Genomic DNA, 19,277 nt, shown 5'->3' on the forward strand with positions numbered 1-19,277 from the left:
TGCTTGAATGCTTGAATGTGTTTCAGATGCCACAACCCATTTTTATTTCGACCGACCTAATTGACCGCTCTGAACTAGATGTTACGTGCAATGGCCACTAGCTCGTCTCGGCAAATTTGCAACCAATATTTGAGAGTCTCTTGCAGCATTCTTACCTGATCACCGATACGGTTGACTTCTTTCAGCTCCTCGTCGGTGAGAGGTCGAGAAGGTAAATTCTCTGATAATGCAGTGAAGTAGTCTACCTGCATTCCACTAGAAGAATGGAAATTCATACCAAAACCGGTAACTGGATTCTCACTAGGATCGAAGTAATAGTTCCACATAGCAAGATCCTCGTTAATGTATTCAATGGTATTTTTACCGTACTTTTCGTTCATAAAGGTATCAATATCAGACAGGCTACCAGTAAGAAACATATTATATTCGTCGCTGGAGATTTCCACAGATGAATCAGCCAGCACACTAGAGAGTAATGCCATACGCATAATTGGAGAGACATCGCCTATGCCATTAGTCCAGTTAGAATACCATTCACTAGCAGTACCCCAATTATCCTGAAATTGCGTTACTAAAGCCCCAGGGCAACCAGAATTATTTTTCATAGAATCAGTAATTGTATAAGCAAAACTGTCCTTGGGTGCGTGGTCATGAATTTTGTTAAAAAGTCCAGGAAGGTCAGCAACAAATTCATATTGATCATAGTTTTCATGAGAACCATGCATCCCTGAACCACCACATTCCATAAAACGTTGAAGGGCATCTTTTTCATCCGCAGTTAAATTGTAATCGTCAATGTGGATCAATACATCCATAAGCACTAGTTGAAAAGCGTCTTCTAACGCATACCCTGTTAATGGTGATGTTTTTGATATGTCTTCCCACATCGCTTCCATGGAATCTACAAATACACCTAAGCCCATAGCTTGCTGCTGTATCGCTTCAAGTCGAGCACTACATGCTTCGATACCAGCCGCTAGTGTCAATGCAATAGCATCCTCAGGATTACTACCCACCATAGACTGGACAACTTGTTTTTGATGAGCCGCTACCATAGCCAGTACTTCAGAATCTGCTGATTGCTCATCGACTGATGCAATGGCAGGATCGATTTTTTCAAGGTCTTTCTGGGCTTTCTCAATCGTTGCAAGGTAAGCCTCGACTTTTTGGGGACCGACTTGAGGAGCGTTCTGCTCAATGCCGCTGAGTTGAGCATTACTTATGTTATTGGTTATCATTCCGAGATTCCTAGACTAGATTTCATTCACTTAACGATATAACCATCAGTAAAAGCAGACAATAGACAACTCATAATCCCAGAAAAATCCTACATAAAATGGCTTTATTTCCTAAATCATGGAACTAAATTATCTGATCAGCTAAGTTCACTCAAATACTTAGACCAATGGCCAAGTTTTGCTACAAAACCGGTTAAACAGAACATCGCTGAAAGCACCAACACTCGAGAATATACGCTACCCACTTGCTCGTTGGTGAGCATTTGGATGATATCCCGGCGAGGTCTGGTAGAACACCGGCCTTCGGTACTTAGGTGCAAAAACCACATGATATTTACAATTCCATCGCGTGTGCGCTAAGCTCTCTTCGTCCCAATTGGGACCCCCTTTTAATTCTTAATTAACTCTTACAGTTGCCAGACCACAAGACGTTTTTATCAAATTGAAAGGGGTTATAACTGACTTATAGCCGTAAGCTTTACGGAACCCCCAGCCTAGCTGGGGGTTTTCTCGATACAAAAAAGCGTCCACTAATGAGTGAACGCTCTTATGCAATGGAAATAGTTAGGTTGAGAATTAATTCGTTTTATCTGCAGATTTTTCTGCTCTAATTTGGGATGCAACGATTTTTATGGCTTCTGCGGTACTGATACCTTGAGCCATTAGTTGTTGAATTTTCTCAACAGCTTCTTGCTGTTCTTGGTGAGATAAAGTTGGAATATCATCAAACATTTAAAAAGGCTCCGGTTGATTAGGAGCCTGACTATAGAGATCGAGTTAATAACTAGCAAGGAAATTTATGTAAGCTCCCATCGCATTATCGTTTGTATAGCTAGCTCCAATGTCCAGTTGGAAGAGATTGAGAGGTGAGATCCCTACCCCTGCTGTGATTGTTCCATCAACATTATCGTATGCTAAGTTCTTCTTATATCCTGCTCTTAATTTTAACTGACGCATGATATCGATTTCACCACCTACTCGAATCATCTGTGTATTGTCATTAAAATTAGTGTAGCGCTCTTCTTCATTAAGATCATAATCCACGCTTAATGTGGCATAGTCTGCAACAATGCCTACGCCTACTGTATAAAGTGGCCTCATTTGGTATGCGTAGCCAATATTGATGTCTCGTGTTTTACCGAATTGGCTCTTAAGACTCTTAGTGTAAGATTGAGTTTGAATGTCTCTCTTGACTAAATTGGTTGCGGAAAATCCAACTCTTAAAGGCCCATAAAACCACAATGCGCCGGCATCAAGGTTGAACATGGTTTCACCTTGGCCATTATCTCGTGCATCTTTGATATCGTAATCGGTTACGCTTGCTGAATATACATAGGTGTAGATGCGTTGAAGTTTAGGTGTTACACCAAAGGCAATATGTTGGCCTAAAAATGTTTGGTACTTGGCTAGCGAGAAACCCACTTCTGTTACCCCAACGGAAACAGCGTTCACTGCGCTGAGCTCTGCGTTTTCGACAGTTTGTAGCTCAGGAGTTAATGACGCAGTATTTTCGCCGCTATAAATATCAGGAGTGACAAACGTTTCGGTATAGGCTTTGGCGAATAAATTAGCCGCTATAAATTGGTTAGGAATGGCAAAGGCGACAACACCGCCAATTTCGGCTTTTAGTTTATCATTTTGTAAATTATCTAAACTTTTCTGCAGCTGTTCAGTATTTGTGTAATCTTTTTTTTCTATGAAGCTTGAAATGCTGTCTAAATCATCGACCATGTGGTCTTCATCATTATAAGAAATCCCGAAACTGGGAACGATCATACCTACGTCATCGTTACGACGATAAATAGCCACAAGTGCAGGGTTATAAAATGGAGCAGTGAGAAAGTTCGCAGATACAACCCCTACACCACCCATCGCATCCCCTCGCGCCTCTATTGCATAATTGGCTGCGAAGCTGAAAGAGGGTGTAAGTACGACTGCAAGTGGGAGTATTTTAATGAAATTTTTCATAATGTTATAAACGTGTCGTTTCCTTTATGTCTATAACGGCATATTGTCTATTATCTTTAATTATTCATCTACTGAAACATCGTAGGTTTTACTGATTACTTGAGATTGCTCAATGATAATCGGCCCTTGCCAACGTTGTTGAGTCATTGATACCGCTAGTACATAACGGTCTGCAGCTAAATTAGTGATTTCAAGTTCATTAGGATACTCAGACTCGTAGCGTTGACTCCATATTTCAGAGTATTTTCCATCGATGTAATCATACAGCGATACATTGAGTTCAGGTAAAGGACAATATGGATTGAGTAGCGCTTTTTTTTCAATTTTCCATTGATCTTTCGAAGCCCAACGTACAATTTGCTTTGCTTTGGGTTCACCAAGCACAATCCATGCGCTCCAAGATTGCTGATCTTTGGCTGTTATATCAAGACGGTATAAACCCATTGTAATTTTACTATTGAGATTATAACGCTTTAAGTAATGTGTCTTTCCAGTGACGCTGTCACTCGAAGTGGTCGTTAATAAACTATCGGTTGATAAACTTTTATCGACCCACTGCGCCAGCCTAATATCAGCAAGTGGTTTTTCAGCGTCCACTTCTATATCAACATGAAATGCATCTCTTCCTGGGCTCTGGATCTCTTGCCTATTAATGGTGATTGATTTAAGCCATTCAGGGAGTGGTTTTTTGTCTAAACTTTTACCGCAATCAACGGTTAATGATTGTAATAATAATTCATTGAGATGGCTCTGAATGTTTTTGTTATGTTCAAGCTGCCACACTTCTACAAGTGAGTTAAACATTGCTTCTAAATTATTATTTAAAAGATTCTGATGCGCTTGGGTAAGCGGTGTGATTTGATCAAACCACTCAACATTTTGTGCTTTGGTAGGAATAGTCACAAATGCTATGCCTACCAATAGTAAACGAGATTTCTGCATCACGCTTTCATCTTGTATCCAACACCGCGCAAAGTTTCAATCTCTAAGCCTGGAAGTTTTTGGCGCAATTGCAACACGTGGGTATCTACGGTTCTTGTCGTTGGAAAGTGGTTATAACCCCATACATGATCAAGCAATTCGTCACGCGTAAACACTCTCCCGAGATTGCTTGCTAAAAATAAGAGTAAGTCAAATTCAGTACGCGTTAAGGTAATTGAATCTTCTTTAAAAAAAACTTCTCTTGTGGCTTTATCAATAACAAGATTGGGTGTAACCACTTTCGTGTCATCCTGCCCTTCTGATTCTGGTGAACGAAGCTGGGCTCGAATTCGTGCAAATAATTCAGCCTCGGCAAAAGGCTTGGTTAAGTAATCATTTGCCCCCGCGTCCAATCCGGCCACTTTGTCTTTGACCGTAACAAGTGCGGTTAAAAGAATTACTGGCAACTCTTTTATTTTACGCCATTCTGGCAAATGCTGAACAGAATCGCCATCGGGTAATTGGCGATCGAGGATGACTAAGTCTGCACTGTCCCAATGCTGTTTAACATCTGCAATAGTTTCTGCATGTAAACAGTCATACCCTGCTTGTTCAAGGCTTACTAATAAGCCATCGGCAAGGTTTTTATCATCTTCAACGAGAAGCAATGTCTGTTTCACAGGGGATCTCCAATATAAATGTGGTTGGCGGTCCTGCGAGTGTCATCTTACCACCCATCCGACCTACCATTGATTCTACAATAGTCAAACCTAAACCTAAGCCACTTTTGCTGACAAAAGGTTTACGTAAATTTCTCCAATCTCGATGATTTAACAGACCTTGATCTGTAACTTTGATCGTGATTGAATTTTGTTTAGTTGTTACCTCTAACGTAACTGGAGCAACACCGTATTTTACTGCGTTTCTAATTAAGTTATCGATGCATGTCCCAAGCCAATAAACATTCAGTTTAGCTGCAATATCTTTGTTTATAACAAGATCTATGCTTTCACGAAACTCTTCTTCCACTTTGTATTGTAACCATTCTTCAACGGAAGGTACCCAGTCTGTTGCAAGCGGCCTGCTCTCTGACTGTAAATAATCCTTACTGGCTTCGGCCAGTTGCCGTAAACGTCTGGAATCTTCGCATAGCCGTCTAAACTCATCGTAAACAGTTGATGGTAACCTTTCAAATTCGCGCCGAAATCCTTCAACGGTTAGCGATAGACTTGCAATGGGTGTTCTGAGCTCGTGAGTAAGAATCTGCAGCACCAACATACGACTTTTCATTTCCTGTCGTTTTGAATTCCAACGATAAAGGGACCAGCCTAATACAAGTATTATGTTAGCTAGGACAAGAATTACCATACTTATCCGTAACACGTTGGAATGATCTTCAACATTCCAACAAATGTTGCCTCTTTGAATAAAACAGGTCGAATTTTCCGAGGCCATGCTATAGCTGAGTCCTGCTTTACTCGCGTTGTCTAACCATACGTCTTCGTTAAAAACGTAATACATATCCCCTTTTCTCAGCCAAAGATCGCTGTTCTCTACAAACATGGTTGCACCTGATATAAGTGCTAAGATCGTATCTTCATTCATGTTTTGGATGCGGCCAAGCAAAGAATCCACACTTGCCTTGGTGCGCTCTCGTATGTGCATATATTGTTGCAATTCTACAAATTTCTCAGGGTATTTTTTCACATAACGAGCCGCATATGTTCCACCTCCTGGGTGAATCAAAGCGCTTCTCGCAAACCATTTCGATGGTAATTGAGATCCTTTACAGATAGCTCTCGTGAAGACTAATGGCTCTGTTATGAGTGGGCTCAGCGGCAACTTACCTGTACAGCTTTGAGATAATTTGTATAACAACTGTAGATCTTTTAAAGGGTATTCAGCCGTTTGCGGTAACATTGATTCGGGAGTCAATAAGCGAGTTGGATAATCAACCTGCAAAGTACGGATATCATAACTTACATCAGCGGTACTATAATCAAAAAGCGACGCAAAAAGGTCGATGCGTTCTGGCAACGAATCGGCATAGGTTTGAATAGGTATTAGAACTAAAATAGCCCAAAAGTAGGTCTTAATCGCTTTAAACAAGTTTTATTTTCATTAATGGTTTAGATTAAAAACTATATAACATTATTAACTAATAATACATTGCACGTGTTATATCCATGTCAATAATGATTGCTCAAAAACAGAAGAAGCCAGCATTTTGCTGGCTTCTTCATTATCCTAATCGTAGATGCTATAACGCTTTTGAGATGGCGTCTACACTCTCTTTTGCATCACCAAAAAGCATATAGGTATTATCTTTAAAGAAAAGAGGGTTTTGTACACCTGCGTAGCCAGTATTCATTGAACGCTTGAATACAATGACATTTTGCGCTTTCCATACTTCCAACACTGGCATTCCGGCGATCGGACTGTTCGGATCTTCTAATGCTGCTGGGTTTACTGTGTCATTTGCACCGATCACCAAAACCGTATCCGTTTCAGTAAAATCATCGTTTATTTCGTCCATTTCTAACACAATGTCATAAGGCACTTTTGCTTCAGCAAGCAGTACGTTCATATGGCCAGGCAAACGTCCCGCTACTGGGTGAATACCAAAGCGAACTTTAATGCCTTGTGCACGTAACTTCTCCGTGATTTCGTGAACAGGATACTGTGCTTGAGCTACTGCCATGCCATACCCTGGAGTGATGATCACTGACTTAGAGTTTTTCAGCATTTCGGCTACTTCTTCAGCGTTTATTTCACGGTGTTCACCGTACTCAACGTCTGCGCTGATAGCCACATCTTGACCAAAGCCCCCGGCAATCACACTAACAAAAGAGCGGTTCATCGCTTTACACATAATGTAAGAAAGAATGGCACCTGAAGAACCAACCAGTGCTCCGGTTACGATCAGCAAATCATTCGCTAACATAAAGCCAGCCGCTGCCGCTGCCCAACCTGAATAGGAGTTAAGCATCGATACCACAACGGGCATGTCTGCACCACCAATCGAAGCCACCAAATGGTAGCCAAACGCGAACGCTATCAGAGTCATAATAATCAATGCAAACATGCTGCCACCATTATTAACAAAGTAAATCATTAATAATGTGGAGACAACAATGGCCGCGAGGTTGAGCTTATGCTTATGAGGGAGATTGAGCGACGACGACGAAATGATTCCACGCAGTTTACCAAAGGCGACGATAGATCCTGTAAAGGTGACGGCACCAATAAATACCCCAATGAACACTTCAACCAAATGAATCACGTGTTCAGCGTGATCGAGTACAATTGGCGCATCGATATAGCTGTTATAACCCACTAATACCGCAGCCATGCCCACAAAACTGTGGAGAATAGCCACAAGTTCGGGCATTTCGGTCATTTCTACTTTTTTAGCATAATGAATACCGATACCACCCCCAATTACCATCGCCAGCAATACCCAAGCTAAGCCCTGCGCATCTGGACGAAAAATAGTGGCGATGAGTGCGATAGCCATACCCGCTATACCATAGTAGTTACCAGCTCTTGCTGATTCCTGCTTTGATAATCCAGCAAGGCTCATGATGAAGAAGATAGCAGCAATAATATATGCGGCTTGTACTAATCCTGCAGACATATATTACTCCCTTAGTCTTTACGGAACATTTCAAGCATACGTTTGGTGACTGTAAAACCACCAAAGATGTTAATGCTTGCAATTAAAACAGCGATAAACGCGAGGAAAGTGACCACACCACTCCCTTGACCTATCTGCAATAAAGCTCCGACCACAATAATGCCGGAAATTGCATTGGTAACGGACATCAAAGGAGTATGTAAAGCATGAGTAACATTCCAAACGACGTAGTAACCCACAACACACGCTAAAACAAAAACGGTGAAATGGCTTAAAAAAGCCGCAGGTGCGACCGATGCGATCCAAGCAAAAGCGCCAACGGCAGCAACTAAGCCAGTAATTTTTTTCGTCGCAGAAGCGGGTTCTTGTTTTTTGGGTTCAGGTCTAGTTGGTGCGGTCTTGACTTGCGGCTGCGCAGAGACTTGGATCGGTGGTGCTGGCCACGTTATTTCGCCTTCTTTCACGACCGTCACACCACGTAAAACAACGTCTTCAAAGTCAATATTGATGGACCCATCTTTTTCCTTGCATAACAATTTCAGCAAGTTAACGATGTTTGTTGAATATAATTGAGAGGATTGTGTTGGTAAGCGGCCAACCATATCAGTATAACCGACCACTTTCACACCATTGGCGGTTGTAATCACCTGATCGGCAACCGTGTATTCACAGTTCCCCCCGTTTGCAGCTGCAAGATCGACGATCACGCTACCAGCGCTCATACTGTCGACCATCTCTTTGGTGATCAGCTTAGGGGCTGGACGTCCAGGGATCAAAGCCGTCGTGATAATGATGTCGACATCTTTAGCTTGCGCTGCATACAGTTCAGCGGCCTTTTTATTAAAGTCGTCAGACATCTCTTTGGCGTAACCATCGCCTGAACCAGCCGTTTCTTGGAAATCGACTTCCAAAAACTCTGCACCCATTGATTGAACTTGTTCTTTTACTTCTGGGCGAACATCAAAAGCTCGTACAATTGCCCCCAAACTTCCTGCGGCACCGATAGCAGCGAGGCCAGCAACGCCAGCTCCAGCAACCAGTACTTTTGCCGGCGGGACTTTGCCCGCTGCGGTAATTTGCCCTGTAAAGAAGCGGCCAAATTCATGTGCAGCTTCAACAACAGCGCGGTAGCCAGCAATGTTAGCCATTGATGACAAAGCGTCTAAAGCTTGTGCTCTGGATATTCTCGGCACTGAGTCCATCGCCAGCACGTTGATTTTTTTACTTGATAACTGTTCCATCAATTCTGGGTTTTGTGCAGGCCAGATAAAACTGATTAGGCTTGCCCCTTCTTTGATCAAAGCAACCTCATCAATCGATTGTTTTTCATCAACAATCGGCGCATTGACCTTCAAGATAATGTCTGAATTCCAAACATCTTGTGTCGAAACAATCGTGGCACCAGCCGCCTCAAAAGCCGCATCATCAAAACTGGCTAAAACCCCAGCTTGAGTTTCAATGGAGACGTCGAAGCCTAGTTTGATTAATTGCGCTACCGAACTCGGTGAAGCTGCAACCCGTGTTTCACCCGTAAGGGTCTCTTTTGGTACACCAATTTGCATAGTTATTCCTTGACTATTGGCACAATGATTATTCTGTTTTTATCTAACCACCAGCATAACTGCAAGCAGTTTGTAATAAAAATACAAAATGCTATTACATATAAGGTTAAGTAATGAGTGATTGTCATAGGTGAAAGACAAAAACACAACGACATCCAAACAAAGCAGAGGTCGAACCACTTATCACAAAGCTCTATAAAAACAGGATATTAGCCATGTATTTTACTCAATGAATAAGGGTATCGACTAATGAGGATATTCATTATGATTTTTATCAAGTTGGACGATGTTAGGAAAAGATTTTCTCGCCCATCTGATCGATGAGCATTTTTGCTTTTTTAAGCATAAGCTCATCAGCGTCGCTTTTACTAGCTACGACATCGGAGCGGATAAAACGGTGAGTACATATTTCACCATTAACATCTTTACTAATTTTACCAGCGACACGATATTGCCCTGATTCAGACATTGCATCTTGGTAAATTAAAAAACCTTTATATTCAATGGGATCTAAAAGCTTCATTTTTGAGTCATTGCCTGACCCTTGATTAAATAAACGAGAAAAAAATCCCACAAGAACTCCTTTAAGACTTGTTTGTTTCAATAATCGGCTTCTCGAACCACTCTAGTTCTAAGTTATCGTCAAAGCGCAATTGGCCTAGAATGATAGGAATATCATCTTCTCTGTGTCTACGTCGATCATTAACGATCATGCTTTCCGCCGATTCAACGGCAACTTGTGCATTCTCTTTAAGTATGACCAATTTTTCTTCAGGTAGCGCAGAGAGAAAATCTATGTCGTATCGAATATAGATCGGTCTCAATTGAGCAAGGGATAAGCAAGCAAGATCGGCAAGCTGCTCATTATCATAGTGATTTACATACTTATCTTCAGCCAATACGCGTCCGACAAGTGTTTCCATGTAATTATGTACATCAACACTGATTTGCATCCTTACACTCCTTCCTCTTCGTACTAATCAAAATATTTAGATAGAACTTAGCAGTAACAACTTAGCGTACCTTGGTGATTTTATACAACTTTTAGATGCGTTGTCGTCTAAACTTTGTTCAAGTGCTCGCTTTCATTTAGTAAGTCTAGCAAAAAGCTTGGCAATCTATTAAATAAAAGTATGCTATGGGCCTTATTATCAATTTTAATTTTAAATGCCACAAAGGTCATATTTGTATTATTAATGCCGACAAGTTTTGTATCATCTCATTGGTTTCGATTCTTATTCCCAATAGGGTTGCTAATAGCCATTATGTTGGGGATGGAAAACGTCATTCTGATCACTAGCGCCAATATTGGCTTCGCTAGTAACCTGCCTTATATTCTTTTCACGGTAGCAATCGCATTAGGACACATTTTTAAGCAAGGGCGTTTGGCTATGATCTCGACAGCGATGATGGTGGCCTACGCAATCATCCAGTGGCGCTTACAGATGCCCCTTTCTACGGGAACAACCTTGCTAGAGCTTTCGTTATTAAGTTTGTTATTACCCGTTTTGTGTTTAGTACCTTATGCGTTAGGAAGTAATGCTACTGTATTGAGTAAAACTTATGGCTTATACATCGCTATTTTGCTGCTGTTAATGTTTTGGGCCGTTGTTACTTTGATGTACGTCAGTGATGGCGGATTTGAGAATTTTAGCCAGGTTTTGTTAGTAACTATACCGAAAATATCGAAATTGCCATTTTTGTTGGTGATGTACCTCTTGGCATTAATTGGGGTCTCCGCAATATTTGTGCTCACGCGAAACCAGATCTTAGACACCAGCATTTACGCCAGTATTTTACTTTCCTCCGTCACCTTTATTTTTTTCCACGTGAGTTATATCTCAAGCACACTTTTCTCTCTAGCCGGGGTTTTATTGATCTTATATCTAATTTCGGCGGGTCATAAAATGGCGTTTATTGATCGCTTAACGGGTATCCCAGGTCGCCATGCCTTAGATCTTGACATCAAATACTTAGGCAAAAAATATGCGATAGCGATGCTAGATATAGACCATTTTAAGCAGTTCAATGATCGCTATGGTCATGACACTGGTGATGATGTGCTTAAGTTGATTGCTAGCCGTTTATTGCTGACTCAAGGAAACGCACGTGTTTATCGCTACGGTGGTGAAGAGTTTACCATCCTATTTAAAGGAAAAAATGCACAGCAAGCTGCAATCTACTTAGATTTGCTTCGCAAAGATATTGAACAGTACCAAATGGTCATTAGGAACGCAGAAGACAGACCAAAAGACGATAAGCTCGGTTCCAAGAAGCGTGAGCAGAAAACACCATCAAATCTTGTCTCTATTACGGTTAGTATTGGCGTTGCTGATAGCTACGCCTCAGAAAAACCTGAAGCAGTGTTAAAAATTGCGGATCAAGCGCTCTATAAAGCTAAACAAAATGGCAGAAATAGAGTTGAAGTATGAACAGTTACCTTGATTTAATGCATCACATTTTGGTATAGAAATCGCAAAATTTGATATTCAACAAGGCGTACATCACATTCACAGAAACTTCATTAGATTGTGCAAAATACTTTGGTTAAGTTATTCATGTTGCAACTGTTTCGCAACGTCAAAACAACATAGCAAGAGTAAGATTATGAGTGAAAAAGTAAACGGAATTGTAAAGTGGTTCAACCAAGATAAAGGTTTTGGCTTTATTACCCCAGATAATGGCAGCAAAGATGTATTTGTACATTTTTCCGCTATTACAGGTGAAGGGCGCCGCAACTTAGTCGATGGCCAAAAGGTGAGTTTTGTAATCACTGATGGTCAAAAAGGGCCACAAGCAGAGAGCGTCAGTCCCGTTTAAATTTTTAAAAAGAACGACTCTAATCCACTCTTTCTAGGGTGGATTTTTTGTTTCTAGTAGACTGGATAAATACGAGAATATTGGAGCGGGCAGCGGGAATCGAACCCGCATCATCAGCTTGGAAGGCTGAGGTAATAGCCATTATACGATGCCCGCGCACCGAATTGACGCTGTCACTATGCCACAGTTAGCAAAAAAGAAAACCCATTTTTTATCAAAACCCGTTCAAGCGAACAGTAAATAAACAAAGTAAATTCAATTGGTTGAGATTTGTGTGCTTTTGGTTATTTTTAACTCAATTGAATATCTACTCTTGCGTTTAAATTTTGAACTTTTCCATTTCTTGATTGAGTACAGTGACATTATCTTTTACTTGCGCTGACGTTTGGTTTGAGATTTGGCTAATACTTGCCACACTTTCCACCGAATTGACAACCTCTTGCATGAATTGAGTCATTTGGTGTGTTGATTGTTGTTGCAGATCGGCCGCCGAGGATAACTGGTGCATTTCCTTATCTAACGCCGTTATTTTTCCTTGTACGTCCATCATTTTGTTGAAGGCGTGGGTGGTCTGCGCCGCACCCTCATTGGCAAGGTTCTGACTCATGTTAATTTCATTGACCACAGCCGCAGTCGCTGACTGTATGGCGTATATAATAGTGTTAATTTCTGTGGTTGATTGAGTGGTTCGAGTCGCCAGCAGCCTAACTTCATCCGCTACCACAGCAAAGCCTCGTCCATATTCTCCGGCTCTTGCGGCCTCAATCGCCGCATTTAAGGCCAGAAGGTTAGTTTGTTCCGCTAATCCCTCTATTACTTCGGTCACACGCCCAATCGATTCGCTTTCTCGACTAAGATCGAGCACCAATTGCGTTGCCTTTTGTATGGTTTGATCAAGCTTATCAATACTTTTTCTATTTTGTTCTAGCGCCGAGGCTCCCTCTTTGAGCTCATTTTGTGATAACAAAAGAGATTGCGTAGATTGTTCAGCTTTTTCTGCGGTCGCCATAGAATACTGCGCCACATCGCTCAAACGTACTGTAACCTGCTCAATACTTGCTCGCTGCTGCTGTACTTGCTGCCGAGTGTTTGAGTTATAGTTCAGAAGCTCATCCATGTTTTGACTGACCTGTTGCGCTTTGGTACTGACTCCCTGAACGATCGTTCGCAGTGAGTTGTTCATATTGTTTATCGCGGCGGTAAGCTGAGATAGCTCGTCGCTACCTTCACACAAAAGTGCTGGTTGAGAGACATCTCCTGCCGCAATAATTTCGGCTCTCTTTCCAATTCGACTCACTCTGCGGCCGATATTCTTACCTAAGTAATTGGAAAGCAAAACAGCAACTGAAACAGTCACGGCAATCATGATAAATAACACGTTAATCACATTACTAATGCTACGACTCATCCTTTCGCCACTTTGCTCTGCTTTTGATTGTTGAGTGGCGATAACATCTTCAAGACGGTTAGTCATTTTATCTACGGCAGGCATAAGTTGTGTGGCCATTTTTTGATTGACGCCGTTCCATTGCTCAGATTGGCGTATTGCAATCACCTGCTGTGCGAGTGGGAAATAAAGCTGCTGCATCTCATTAAATAATGACCAAAGACTCTGTTCATCATCCGATAGCAAAGAGGACTTTTCCACAATTTCAGCAACAGATTGGTTATGAGAGTTAATCAGGTCTTGATATTTTTCGAGATGTTCAGGCTTCGCATACAGTAAGAAATCTCGCAACGATGCCAGTGCATTAGCTAACGAATTATAGCTGTCAGCATACAATTTAAAGAGACGTTTCCGCTCCCCTCCTTCTTTGTTAGTCGACTCGTCGTTAATCAGCCCTTGTAACTGGTCAAGGGCAACTTCTGCTATGGGGGCGGCCTCGTTAATGAATAATGTGTGGGCAGGTAAATTATCCTCACTTTGGCTCAGTAATACGATGCCTTGGATATGCGCTTTGATTGCTGCCCATTCGCTTATGATCGCGGTGTATTGCTCACTGAGAATCAGCGTTTCTAACACCGGTACCGTTTTGTCCATCTGTCCAATAATAGTTTCAAGTTTTGTCAGTTGCGTTGCACCCACTGCACTTTGAGAACCCACCAATAAATAGGCGCGTAACGTTGAAATAACCTCTTGCATCGACTGCTGAATATTTCGGCTAGTATTCACGGTTGGCAGATCCGTTTGCAGCAATGAATTGGTGTGAGTTTCGACTTGCGTAATACTGCGATAGGTAAAAAAGGTCGAAATGATAAGAAGCACCACCAGCAATAAAAAACTTAATTGCAACTTCCCTGATATCGAGAGTTTCATCCTTTGACTCCTCAAAATTTTCTTCGTTTAACTATAGCGGGTTCAATGGGTTTATTAAATGCGTATAGCCAATGCGAGTCTACCGTATACTCGTCTTATAACCCTAAATTGAGCATTGTGCGTTCAGTTGTGGAGTTTATTCCACTCGGGCGATTTATCATCCCTAACGCGCTATTTTCATCGTTTTGTGGTGCATTTTGTTAATCTTTGCTTTAATTGGGACAAATATTCCTAAATTTCTCATGTTATGTCTTTTCATCGACTTATTATTCTTAGCATCGTGTTTTTTTCAGGATGTGCAATGTATGCGGGCTTGAACTATGACCAACTGTTTGGTGAAGCAAGCGTTCAGTCAAGACAATCGCCAGTAGATTCAAAAGAAGCCTCTTTCTTTTTAAATGATGTTAAACCCATCATCGATCAGCGCTGCGTGGTCTGTCACGCCTGTTATGATGCGCCCTGCCAGCTAAAAATGTCTTCAGTTGAAGGGATTGATCGTGGAGCCAGTAAAGCGTTGGTTTATCATGGTACGCGCCTGACGGCGTCGGCTCCTACCCGTTTGTTTGAAGATGCACAATACACAGAGCAGTGGCGAGATTTTGGTTTTCATCCTGTGCTGAACGAGAGATCTCAAACGCCTACCGCGAATCTAGAAGCAGGATTAGTCGCGAAATTATTAATGCAAAAAGAGGAACATCCGTTACCAGAACAAGATCAGCTAAAAGGTTTTGATTTTTCGATAGATCGCGAACAAGTTTGTCCAACAATTGAAGAGTACGGACAGTACAAACAAGATCACCCAACGTGGGGAATGCCTTATGGCATGCCAAATCTTAGCCCTCTTGAATACAATACGCTACTCACGTGGCTAAGAGATGGCGCAATCATGAATGGCCATATTCCGCTCACTTCTGATCAGGAGAAATCGGTTGCGCAATACGAAAACTTTTTAAATAAAGGTACAGCAAAGAATCAGTTAATGGCTCGTTATATCTACGAGCATCTTTTTCTTTCTCACCTTTATTTTTCTGAACTTGCTGGTCAGCCTAGATTTTTCACTTTGATACGTTCGACAACGCCCCCGGGCGAGCCTGTTAACCGAATTGCGACAAGGCGTCCTTACGATAATCCTGGTGTAGAACGCGTCTACTACCGTTTGATCCCTGAGCAAGGCAGTATCGTGGATAAAACTCATTTACCCTATGCGTTGAATAAAAAACGTCTAGATGATTGGCAGGCATGGTTCATTCGGCCTAATTATCAAGTCTCGGTTTTGCCTAGCTATGATATTGAAGTTGCCGCCAATCCGATGACGGCATTTGATGCCCTTCCGGTTAAAGCACGCTTTCGATTTATGTTAGACAATGCTCAAAACACCATCATGGCTTTTATCAAAGGGCCAGTGTGTCGTGGTCAGCTAGCCCTGAATGTTATTAACGACCATTTTTGGGTGTTCTTTTTAGACCCAGAGAAAGCTGATTTACCCGAAGTGAATCAATTTTATCGCTCGCAAGCCGCGAATCTAAAACTGCCAAGCGAGTTGGAAAGTAACACGTTGCCTATTACTCATTGGGTCCGTTATGCGCATCAACAAGCACGTTATTTGAAAGCAAAGTCTGAATTTACTAATCAGTGGTTCAAAAATGGCGAGAACTTAACCACGGATGTACTGTGGATAGGTGATGGCTATAACCCGAATGCGGCACTGACTATTTTTAGGCATTTCGATAGTGCATCGGTAGTGCAAGGTTTGGTGGGAGAAAAACCCAAAACAGCATGGGTTTTAGACTATGCGCTACTAGAAAGAATCCATTATTTACTGGTGGCGGGTTTTGATGTTTACGGCAATTTCGGCCACCAGCTCATTACTCGCATGTTTATGGATTTTCTGCGTCTTGAAGGTGAAAGTAATTTTGTCTCTCTGCTGCCTAGAGAGATAAGGCACCAAGAGCAGTCAAGTTGGTATCAAAATCAAAGCACTCAACTCAGTGACTTTTTGCAACGTAACGTTGCCCCTTTTGATCAACCGACCAGTATTGTTTACCACACGCAAGATCCAAAATCTGAGTTGTTTGATCTTTTGAAGTCTGAGCTTCAACCTGTGTTATCAAATCGTTATTCGATAATTGACACTGGTTTTTCAAAGCGTAGTGAACAGATGTTAAATAGCATTAATAAGATCAAAGGTGAAGGGTTGTTGGCTGTGCCACAAATTATGATGTTGATGATCACGGCTGAAAATGGAGAGGATCAACTGTTTACTTTGTTACACAATAACGCCCATCTCAATATTTCAAGTCTATTTGATGAACAAAGCAACCGTGACCCAGCGAATGATGATTTGACTCTAGTGAGAGGTGTCATTGGCAGTTACCCTTCTGCTTATTTGTCACTGCATGAACACGAGATCGCAGAATTGGTGATGCTATTGAGTAAAATGCAAAATGAGCAGGACTACGTTAAGTTGCTCGATAGGTTCGCCATTCGCCGCAGTTCTTCGAAGTTTTGGCCATTCAGCGATAAAGTTCATGCATGGTATCGAAAAAATCAACCTGTCGAATCTGGTTTACTTGACTACAATAGATTTGAAAACAGATAAAAGTCACCTTTAATGGGTGAGATGAGAGGTGCCAAATGACCATACGCGACAGCATTGAAGCACTAGAACAACAAATTTATGTAGCCTGTTCGGAAGGTGACTATGAGACGGTCAATCAGTTAGAACATCAGTTGGAAGTGTTACTGTATAAGGCACAACACCCTTTTGATGATGATCCTAATGGGTTAAATAGCGGTTCGACAACAAATGACGAATGGCGCTGAATAAAAGACGGGAGCCATATCGCTCCCGTCTATTTATCAGATCATTAAAAAACAGAAAATTAGAAAAAGTCTATTGAGTTACGGCCACTTTCAGCATCTTTGCTTTTAGGTGCATCGGAGTTCTCTTTCTTTGTGGTCGTCGGTTTATTTCTAGCCGGTTTGGTTTTTGACGCCTTTTGCTTCGGCTTAGGCACATTTGTTGCTGCCACTACCGACGTCACATCAGTTTCAGGTACTTCAGTCACGGGTTGATCACACAATACAACGTAGTACTCCTGGTTAAATTCAAGAAAATCCCCATTGTACATTTTACGTCGTTTTCGAGTTTCAAGTTCTCCATTGACTGCCACGTAACCATCGCTAATCAGGAATTTTGCTTGCCCGCCACCATCCACTAGGTTAGCAATCTTTAACACCTTATAAAGCTCAATAGGTTGCGACGAAACTTCAATACCAATCGCCTCTATTTCAATTTCTTCGTTTTCTAATGTGTCTTTATCGTTAATCATTACGTTTTTCTTATCACGAATTTTCACGCAGTGTAATGCTAAATGCACAAATTAGGAACCACAGTTAAATACTTCAACTGAACTTATAAGCCCACCGTTTTGTCATACACACATCACTCAGGTTACCTTGTCACCATTTTCTGAATGCGTTCCGCTCGCTGTTCATCGCTTTCTTGACTTGGTGGTGGCACGGTAAGCCCCTTAATCACTGCAGGGCGTTGCGCGATTTCCGCCAACCAACGTTGTAGGTGCTCGAGCCCGTCAATATTAATGCCACTCCATTCGTAAATTCTCACCCATGGCCATGTTGCGATATCGGCGATGGTGTATTCATCACCCGCAAGATAACGGTGATGCTCTAATTGGCTATCCATGACTTCAAATAGACGTCGCCCTTCTTTTTGGTAACGATCAATGGCAGGTTGTATTTTTTCTGGAAAGTAACGAAAGAAGACGTTCGCTTGTCCCATCATCGGCCCTACGCCTCCCATTTGAAACATTAACCATTGGATCACTTGAGAGCGGGCTTTCGGATCTACGGGCAGAAATTTTCCCGTTTTTTCTGCCAAGTAAAGCAAAATTGCCCCAGATTCAAATACTGGAAAATCATCGTTATCTTTATCTACAATTGCGGGAATGCGTCCATTCGGATTGATGGCCGTAAACTCAGGCTCTTTTTGCTGATTGGTTGAAAGATCAAAAGCGTTGACCTTGTATGGCAACCCCATTTCTTCTAATGCAATGGAGATTTTCTGACCATTCGGCGTTGCGGCGGTATACAGTTCAATCATTCTTAGGCTCCTCGGTGAAATGATGGACGTTGCTCAACGGATTTAAACCAGCGAGCAATATTTGAGTAATCCTTTAATACTGTAAGCTCTAATGCATTTTCTGCAAACTCAATAAAAATATAGGCCGTGATGTCTACAATAGTGAACGCATCGGTTGCAAGATATTCTGATTCGGATAGGCGTTTATCTAGGATTGGCAGAAATGCACCAACACGGTTTCGACTTTCGTACCCCCATTCAACAATGCAATTTTCTCGGTCTTTATAGATACCTGAAATATTTCGAAATGCTTGGAATCCTGCATAAAGCCCTTGAAATTCAACCACTCGGTGCCACATCTCAACTTTAGCTTGTTCTAGAGCTGTTTGGCCGAAGAGAAAATGCTTATGGTTAACTAAATGATCGAAATAGCGGCAAATAGCAATACTCTCACAAAGAGTGGTGCCATCATCTAATTCCAATACGGGAATCTTCCCAGTAATACTTTTCGACTGAAATTCATCAGAAAGATTCTCACCATCCCTTACATTGATAACTTGGCGAGGGATATCAATGCCTATTTCTTTCAAAAATATGTTAACCCGACGACAGCTAGGCGTTGCAGCCAATTCATACAATTTCATCTTATTTCCTTTCAATGCTTTTTCAGAACGATCGTTCAGGTTAAACCTGAAGTGTTTTATAAACGATC

General features: G+C 41.7%; 18 protein-coding genes, 1 tRNA gene and 1 pseudogene. 4 read left to right on the plus strand and 16 right to left on the minus strand.

The features are described from left to right. Window positions 1-74: 74 nt before the first annotated feature. From AACQ75_RS08380 to AACQ75_RS08430, 11 genes and pseudogenes are all read right to left on the minus strand, one after another. A complete protein-coding gene (locus AACQ75_RS08380) occupies window positions 75-1,238 on the minus strand; it encodes a hypothetical protein (protein WP_170888468.1) in 1,164 nt (387 codons plus the stop codon). Between the two features lie 288 nt (window positions 1,239-1,526). Beyond that, window positions 1,527-1,610, minus strand: a pseudogene (locus AACQ75_RS08385) (transposase); the annotation flags it as partial. 204 nt (window positions 1,611-1,814) lie between these two features. Beyond that, window positions 1,815-1,970, minus strand: a complete 156-nt coding sequence (locus AACQ75_RS08390) for a YoaH family protein (protein WP_013867794.1) — start codon at window positions 1,968-1,970, stop codon at window positions 1,815-1,817. Between the two features lie 45 nt (window positions 1,971-2,015). Further along, window positions 2,016-3,206 carry a conjugal transfer protein TraF gene (locus AACQ75_RS08395; protein ID WP_013867795.1) on the minus strand — a complete coding sequence of 397 codons (1,191 nt, stop codon included), beginning with the start codon at window positions 3,204-3,206 and terminating at the stop codon, window positions 2,016-2,018. Between the two features lie 60 nt (window positions 3,207-3,266). Continuing rightward, entirely contained in the window at window positions 3,267-4,151 is an 885-nt protein-coding gene (locus tag AACQ75_RS08400) for a DUF2861 family protein (RefSeq protein WP_019283274.1), read from the minus strand. Next, a complete protein-coding gene (vxrB, locus tag AACQ75_RS08405) occupies window positions 4,148-4,807 on the minus strand; it encodes a response regulator transcription factor VxrB (protein ID WP_013867797.1) in 660 nt (219 codons plus the stop codon). The genes AACQ75_RS08400 and vxrB overlap by 4 nt, the downstream gene beginning before the upstream one ends. Then, complete coding sequence (vxrA, locus tag AACQ75_RS08410; protein WP_013867798.1) at window positions 4,782-6,236, minus strand: sensor histidine kinase VxrA; 1,455 nt, start codon at window positions 6,234-6,236, stop codon at window positions 4,782-4,784. Before vxrA ends, vxrB begins: the two co-directional genes overlap by 26 nt. Window positions 6,237-6,387: 151 nt before the next feature. Further along, window positions 6,388-7,764 carry a Re/Si-specific NAD(P)(+) transhydrogenase subunit beta gene (pntB, locus tag AACQ75_RS08415; protein WP_017046914.1) on the minus strand — a complete coding sequence of 459 codons (1,377 nt, stop codon included), beginning with the start codon at window positions 7,762-7,764 and terminating at the stop codon, window positions 6,388-6,390. A gap of 11 nt (window positions 7,765-7,775) precedes the next feature. Then, window positions 7,776-9,326, minus strand: coding sequence for a Re/Si-specific NAD(P)(+) transhydrogenase subunit alpha (locus AACQ75_RS08420; protein WP_170888469.1), 1,551 nt, complete (start codon window positions 9,324-9,326; stop codon window positions 7,776-7,778). A gap of 289 nt (window positions 9,327-9,615) precedes the next feature. Beyond that, window positions 9,616-9,900: an HlyU family transcriptional regulator gene (locus AACQ75_RS08425; RefSeq protein ID WP_026027783.1), complete on the minus strand. Its 285-nt coding sequence runs from the start codon at window positions 9,898-9,900 to the stop codon at window positions 9,616-9,618. A 10-nt stretch (window positions 9,901-9,910) separates the two neighbouring features. Then, window positions 9,911-10,279, minus strand: coding sequence for a late competence development ComFB family protein (locus AACQ75_RS08430; RefSeq protein WP_013867802.1), 369 nt, complete (start codon window positions 10,277-10,279; stop codon window positions 9,911-9,913). Window positions 10,280-10,393: 114 nt separating this feature from the next. Between AACQ75_RS08430 and AACQ75_RS08435 the strand changes: the two genes are divergently transcribed. Together AACQ75_RS08435 and AACQ75_RS08440 are read left to right on the plus strand one after the other, a co-directional pair. After that, window positions 10,394-11,758, plus strand: a complete 1,365-nt coding sequence (locus tag AACQ75_RS08435) for a GGDEF domain-containing protein (RefSeq protein ID WP_013867803.1) — start codon at window positions 10,394-10,396, stop codon at window positions 11,756-11,758. Between the two features lie 175 nt (window positions 11,759-11,933). Further along, window positions 11,934-12,146, plus strand: coding sequence for a cold-shock protein (locus AACQ75_RS08440; protein ID WP_013867804.1), 213 nt, complete (start codon window positions 11,934-11,936; stop codon window positions 12,144-12,146). 81 nt (window positions 12,147-12,227) lie between these two features. On the opposite strand, the gene AACQ75_RS08445 is transcribed toward AACQ75_RS08440, so the two are convergent. Next, window positions 12,228-12,302, minus strand: a tRNA-Gly gene (locus AACQ75_RS08445). A 163-nt stretch (window positions 12,303-12,465) separates the two neighbouring features. Then, complete coding sequence (locus AACQ75_RS08450) at window positions 12,466-14,463, minus strand: methyl-accepting chemotaxis protein (protein WP_228209118.1); 1,998 nt, start codon at window positions 14,461-14,463, stop codon at window positions 12,466-12,468. 247 nt (window positions 14,464-14,710) lie between these two features. On the opposite strand from AACQ75_RS08450, the gene AACQ75_RS08455 reads away from it, so the two are divergent. Both AACQ75_RS08455 and AACQ75_RS08460 read left to right on the plus strand, forming a co-directional pair. After that, complete coding sequence (locus AACQ75_RS08455; RefSeq protein ID WP_170888471.1) at window positions 14,711-17,062, plus strand: fatty acid cis/trans isomerase; 2,352 nt, start codon at window positions 14,711-14,713, stop codon at window positions 17,060-17,062. A 35-nt stretch (window positions 17,063-17,097) separates the two neighbouring features. Then, the gene (locus tag AACQ75_RS08460; protein ID WP_013867807.1) at window positions 17,098-17,286 is read left to right on the plus strand and encodes a hypothetical protein; all 189 of its coding nucleotides are present in this window, start codon (window positions 17,098-17,100) and stop codon (window positions 17,284-17,286) included. Between the two features lie 59 nt (window positions 17,287-17,345). Here the strand turns inward: AACQ75_RS08460 and AACQ75_RS08465 are convergent, their stop codons facing one another. The 3 genes from AACQ75_RS08465 to AACQ75_RS08475 form a co-directional block, all read right to left on the minus strand. Then, complete coding sequence (locus AACQ75_RS08465) at window positions 17,346-17,795, minus strand: RNA-binding S4 domain-containing protein (protein ID WP_206211628.1); 450 nt, start codon at window positions 17,793-17,795, stop codon at window positions 17,346-17,348. Window positions 17,796-17,917: 122 nt separating this feature from the next. Then, window positions 17,918-18,586, minus strand: a complete 669-nt coding sequence (locus AACQ75_RS08470; protein WP_013867809.1) for a glutathione S-transferase family protein — start codon at window positions 18,584-18,586, stop codon at window positions 17,918-17,920. Between the two features lie 2 nt (window positions 18,587-18,588). After that, on the minus strand, window positions 18,589-19,209 hold the full coding sequence (locus AACQ75_RS08475) for a glutathione S-transferase (protein ID WP_170888472.1): 621 nt from the start codon (window positions 19,207-19,209) through the stop codon (window positions 18,589-18,591). Between the last annotated feature and the right edge of the window lie 68 nt (window positions 19,210-19,277).

It is taken from the genome of Vibrio sp. B1-2 (assembly GCF_963888445.1).
Classification (GTDB): Bacteria; Pseudomonadota; Gammaproteobacteria; order Enterobacterales; family Vibrionaceae; genus Vibrio; species Vibrio anguillarum.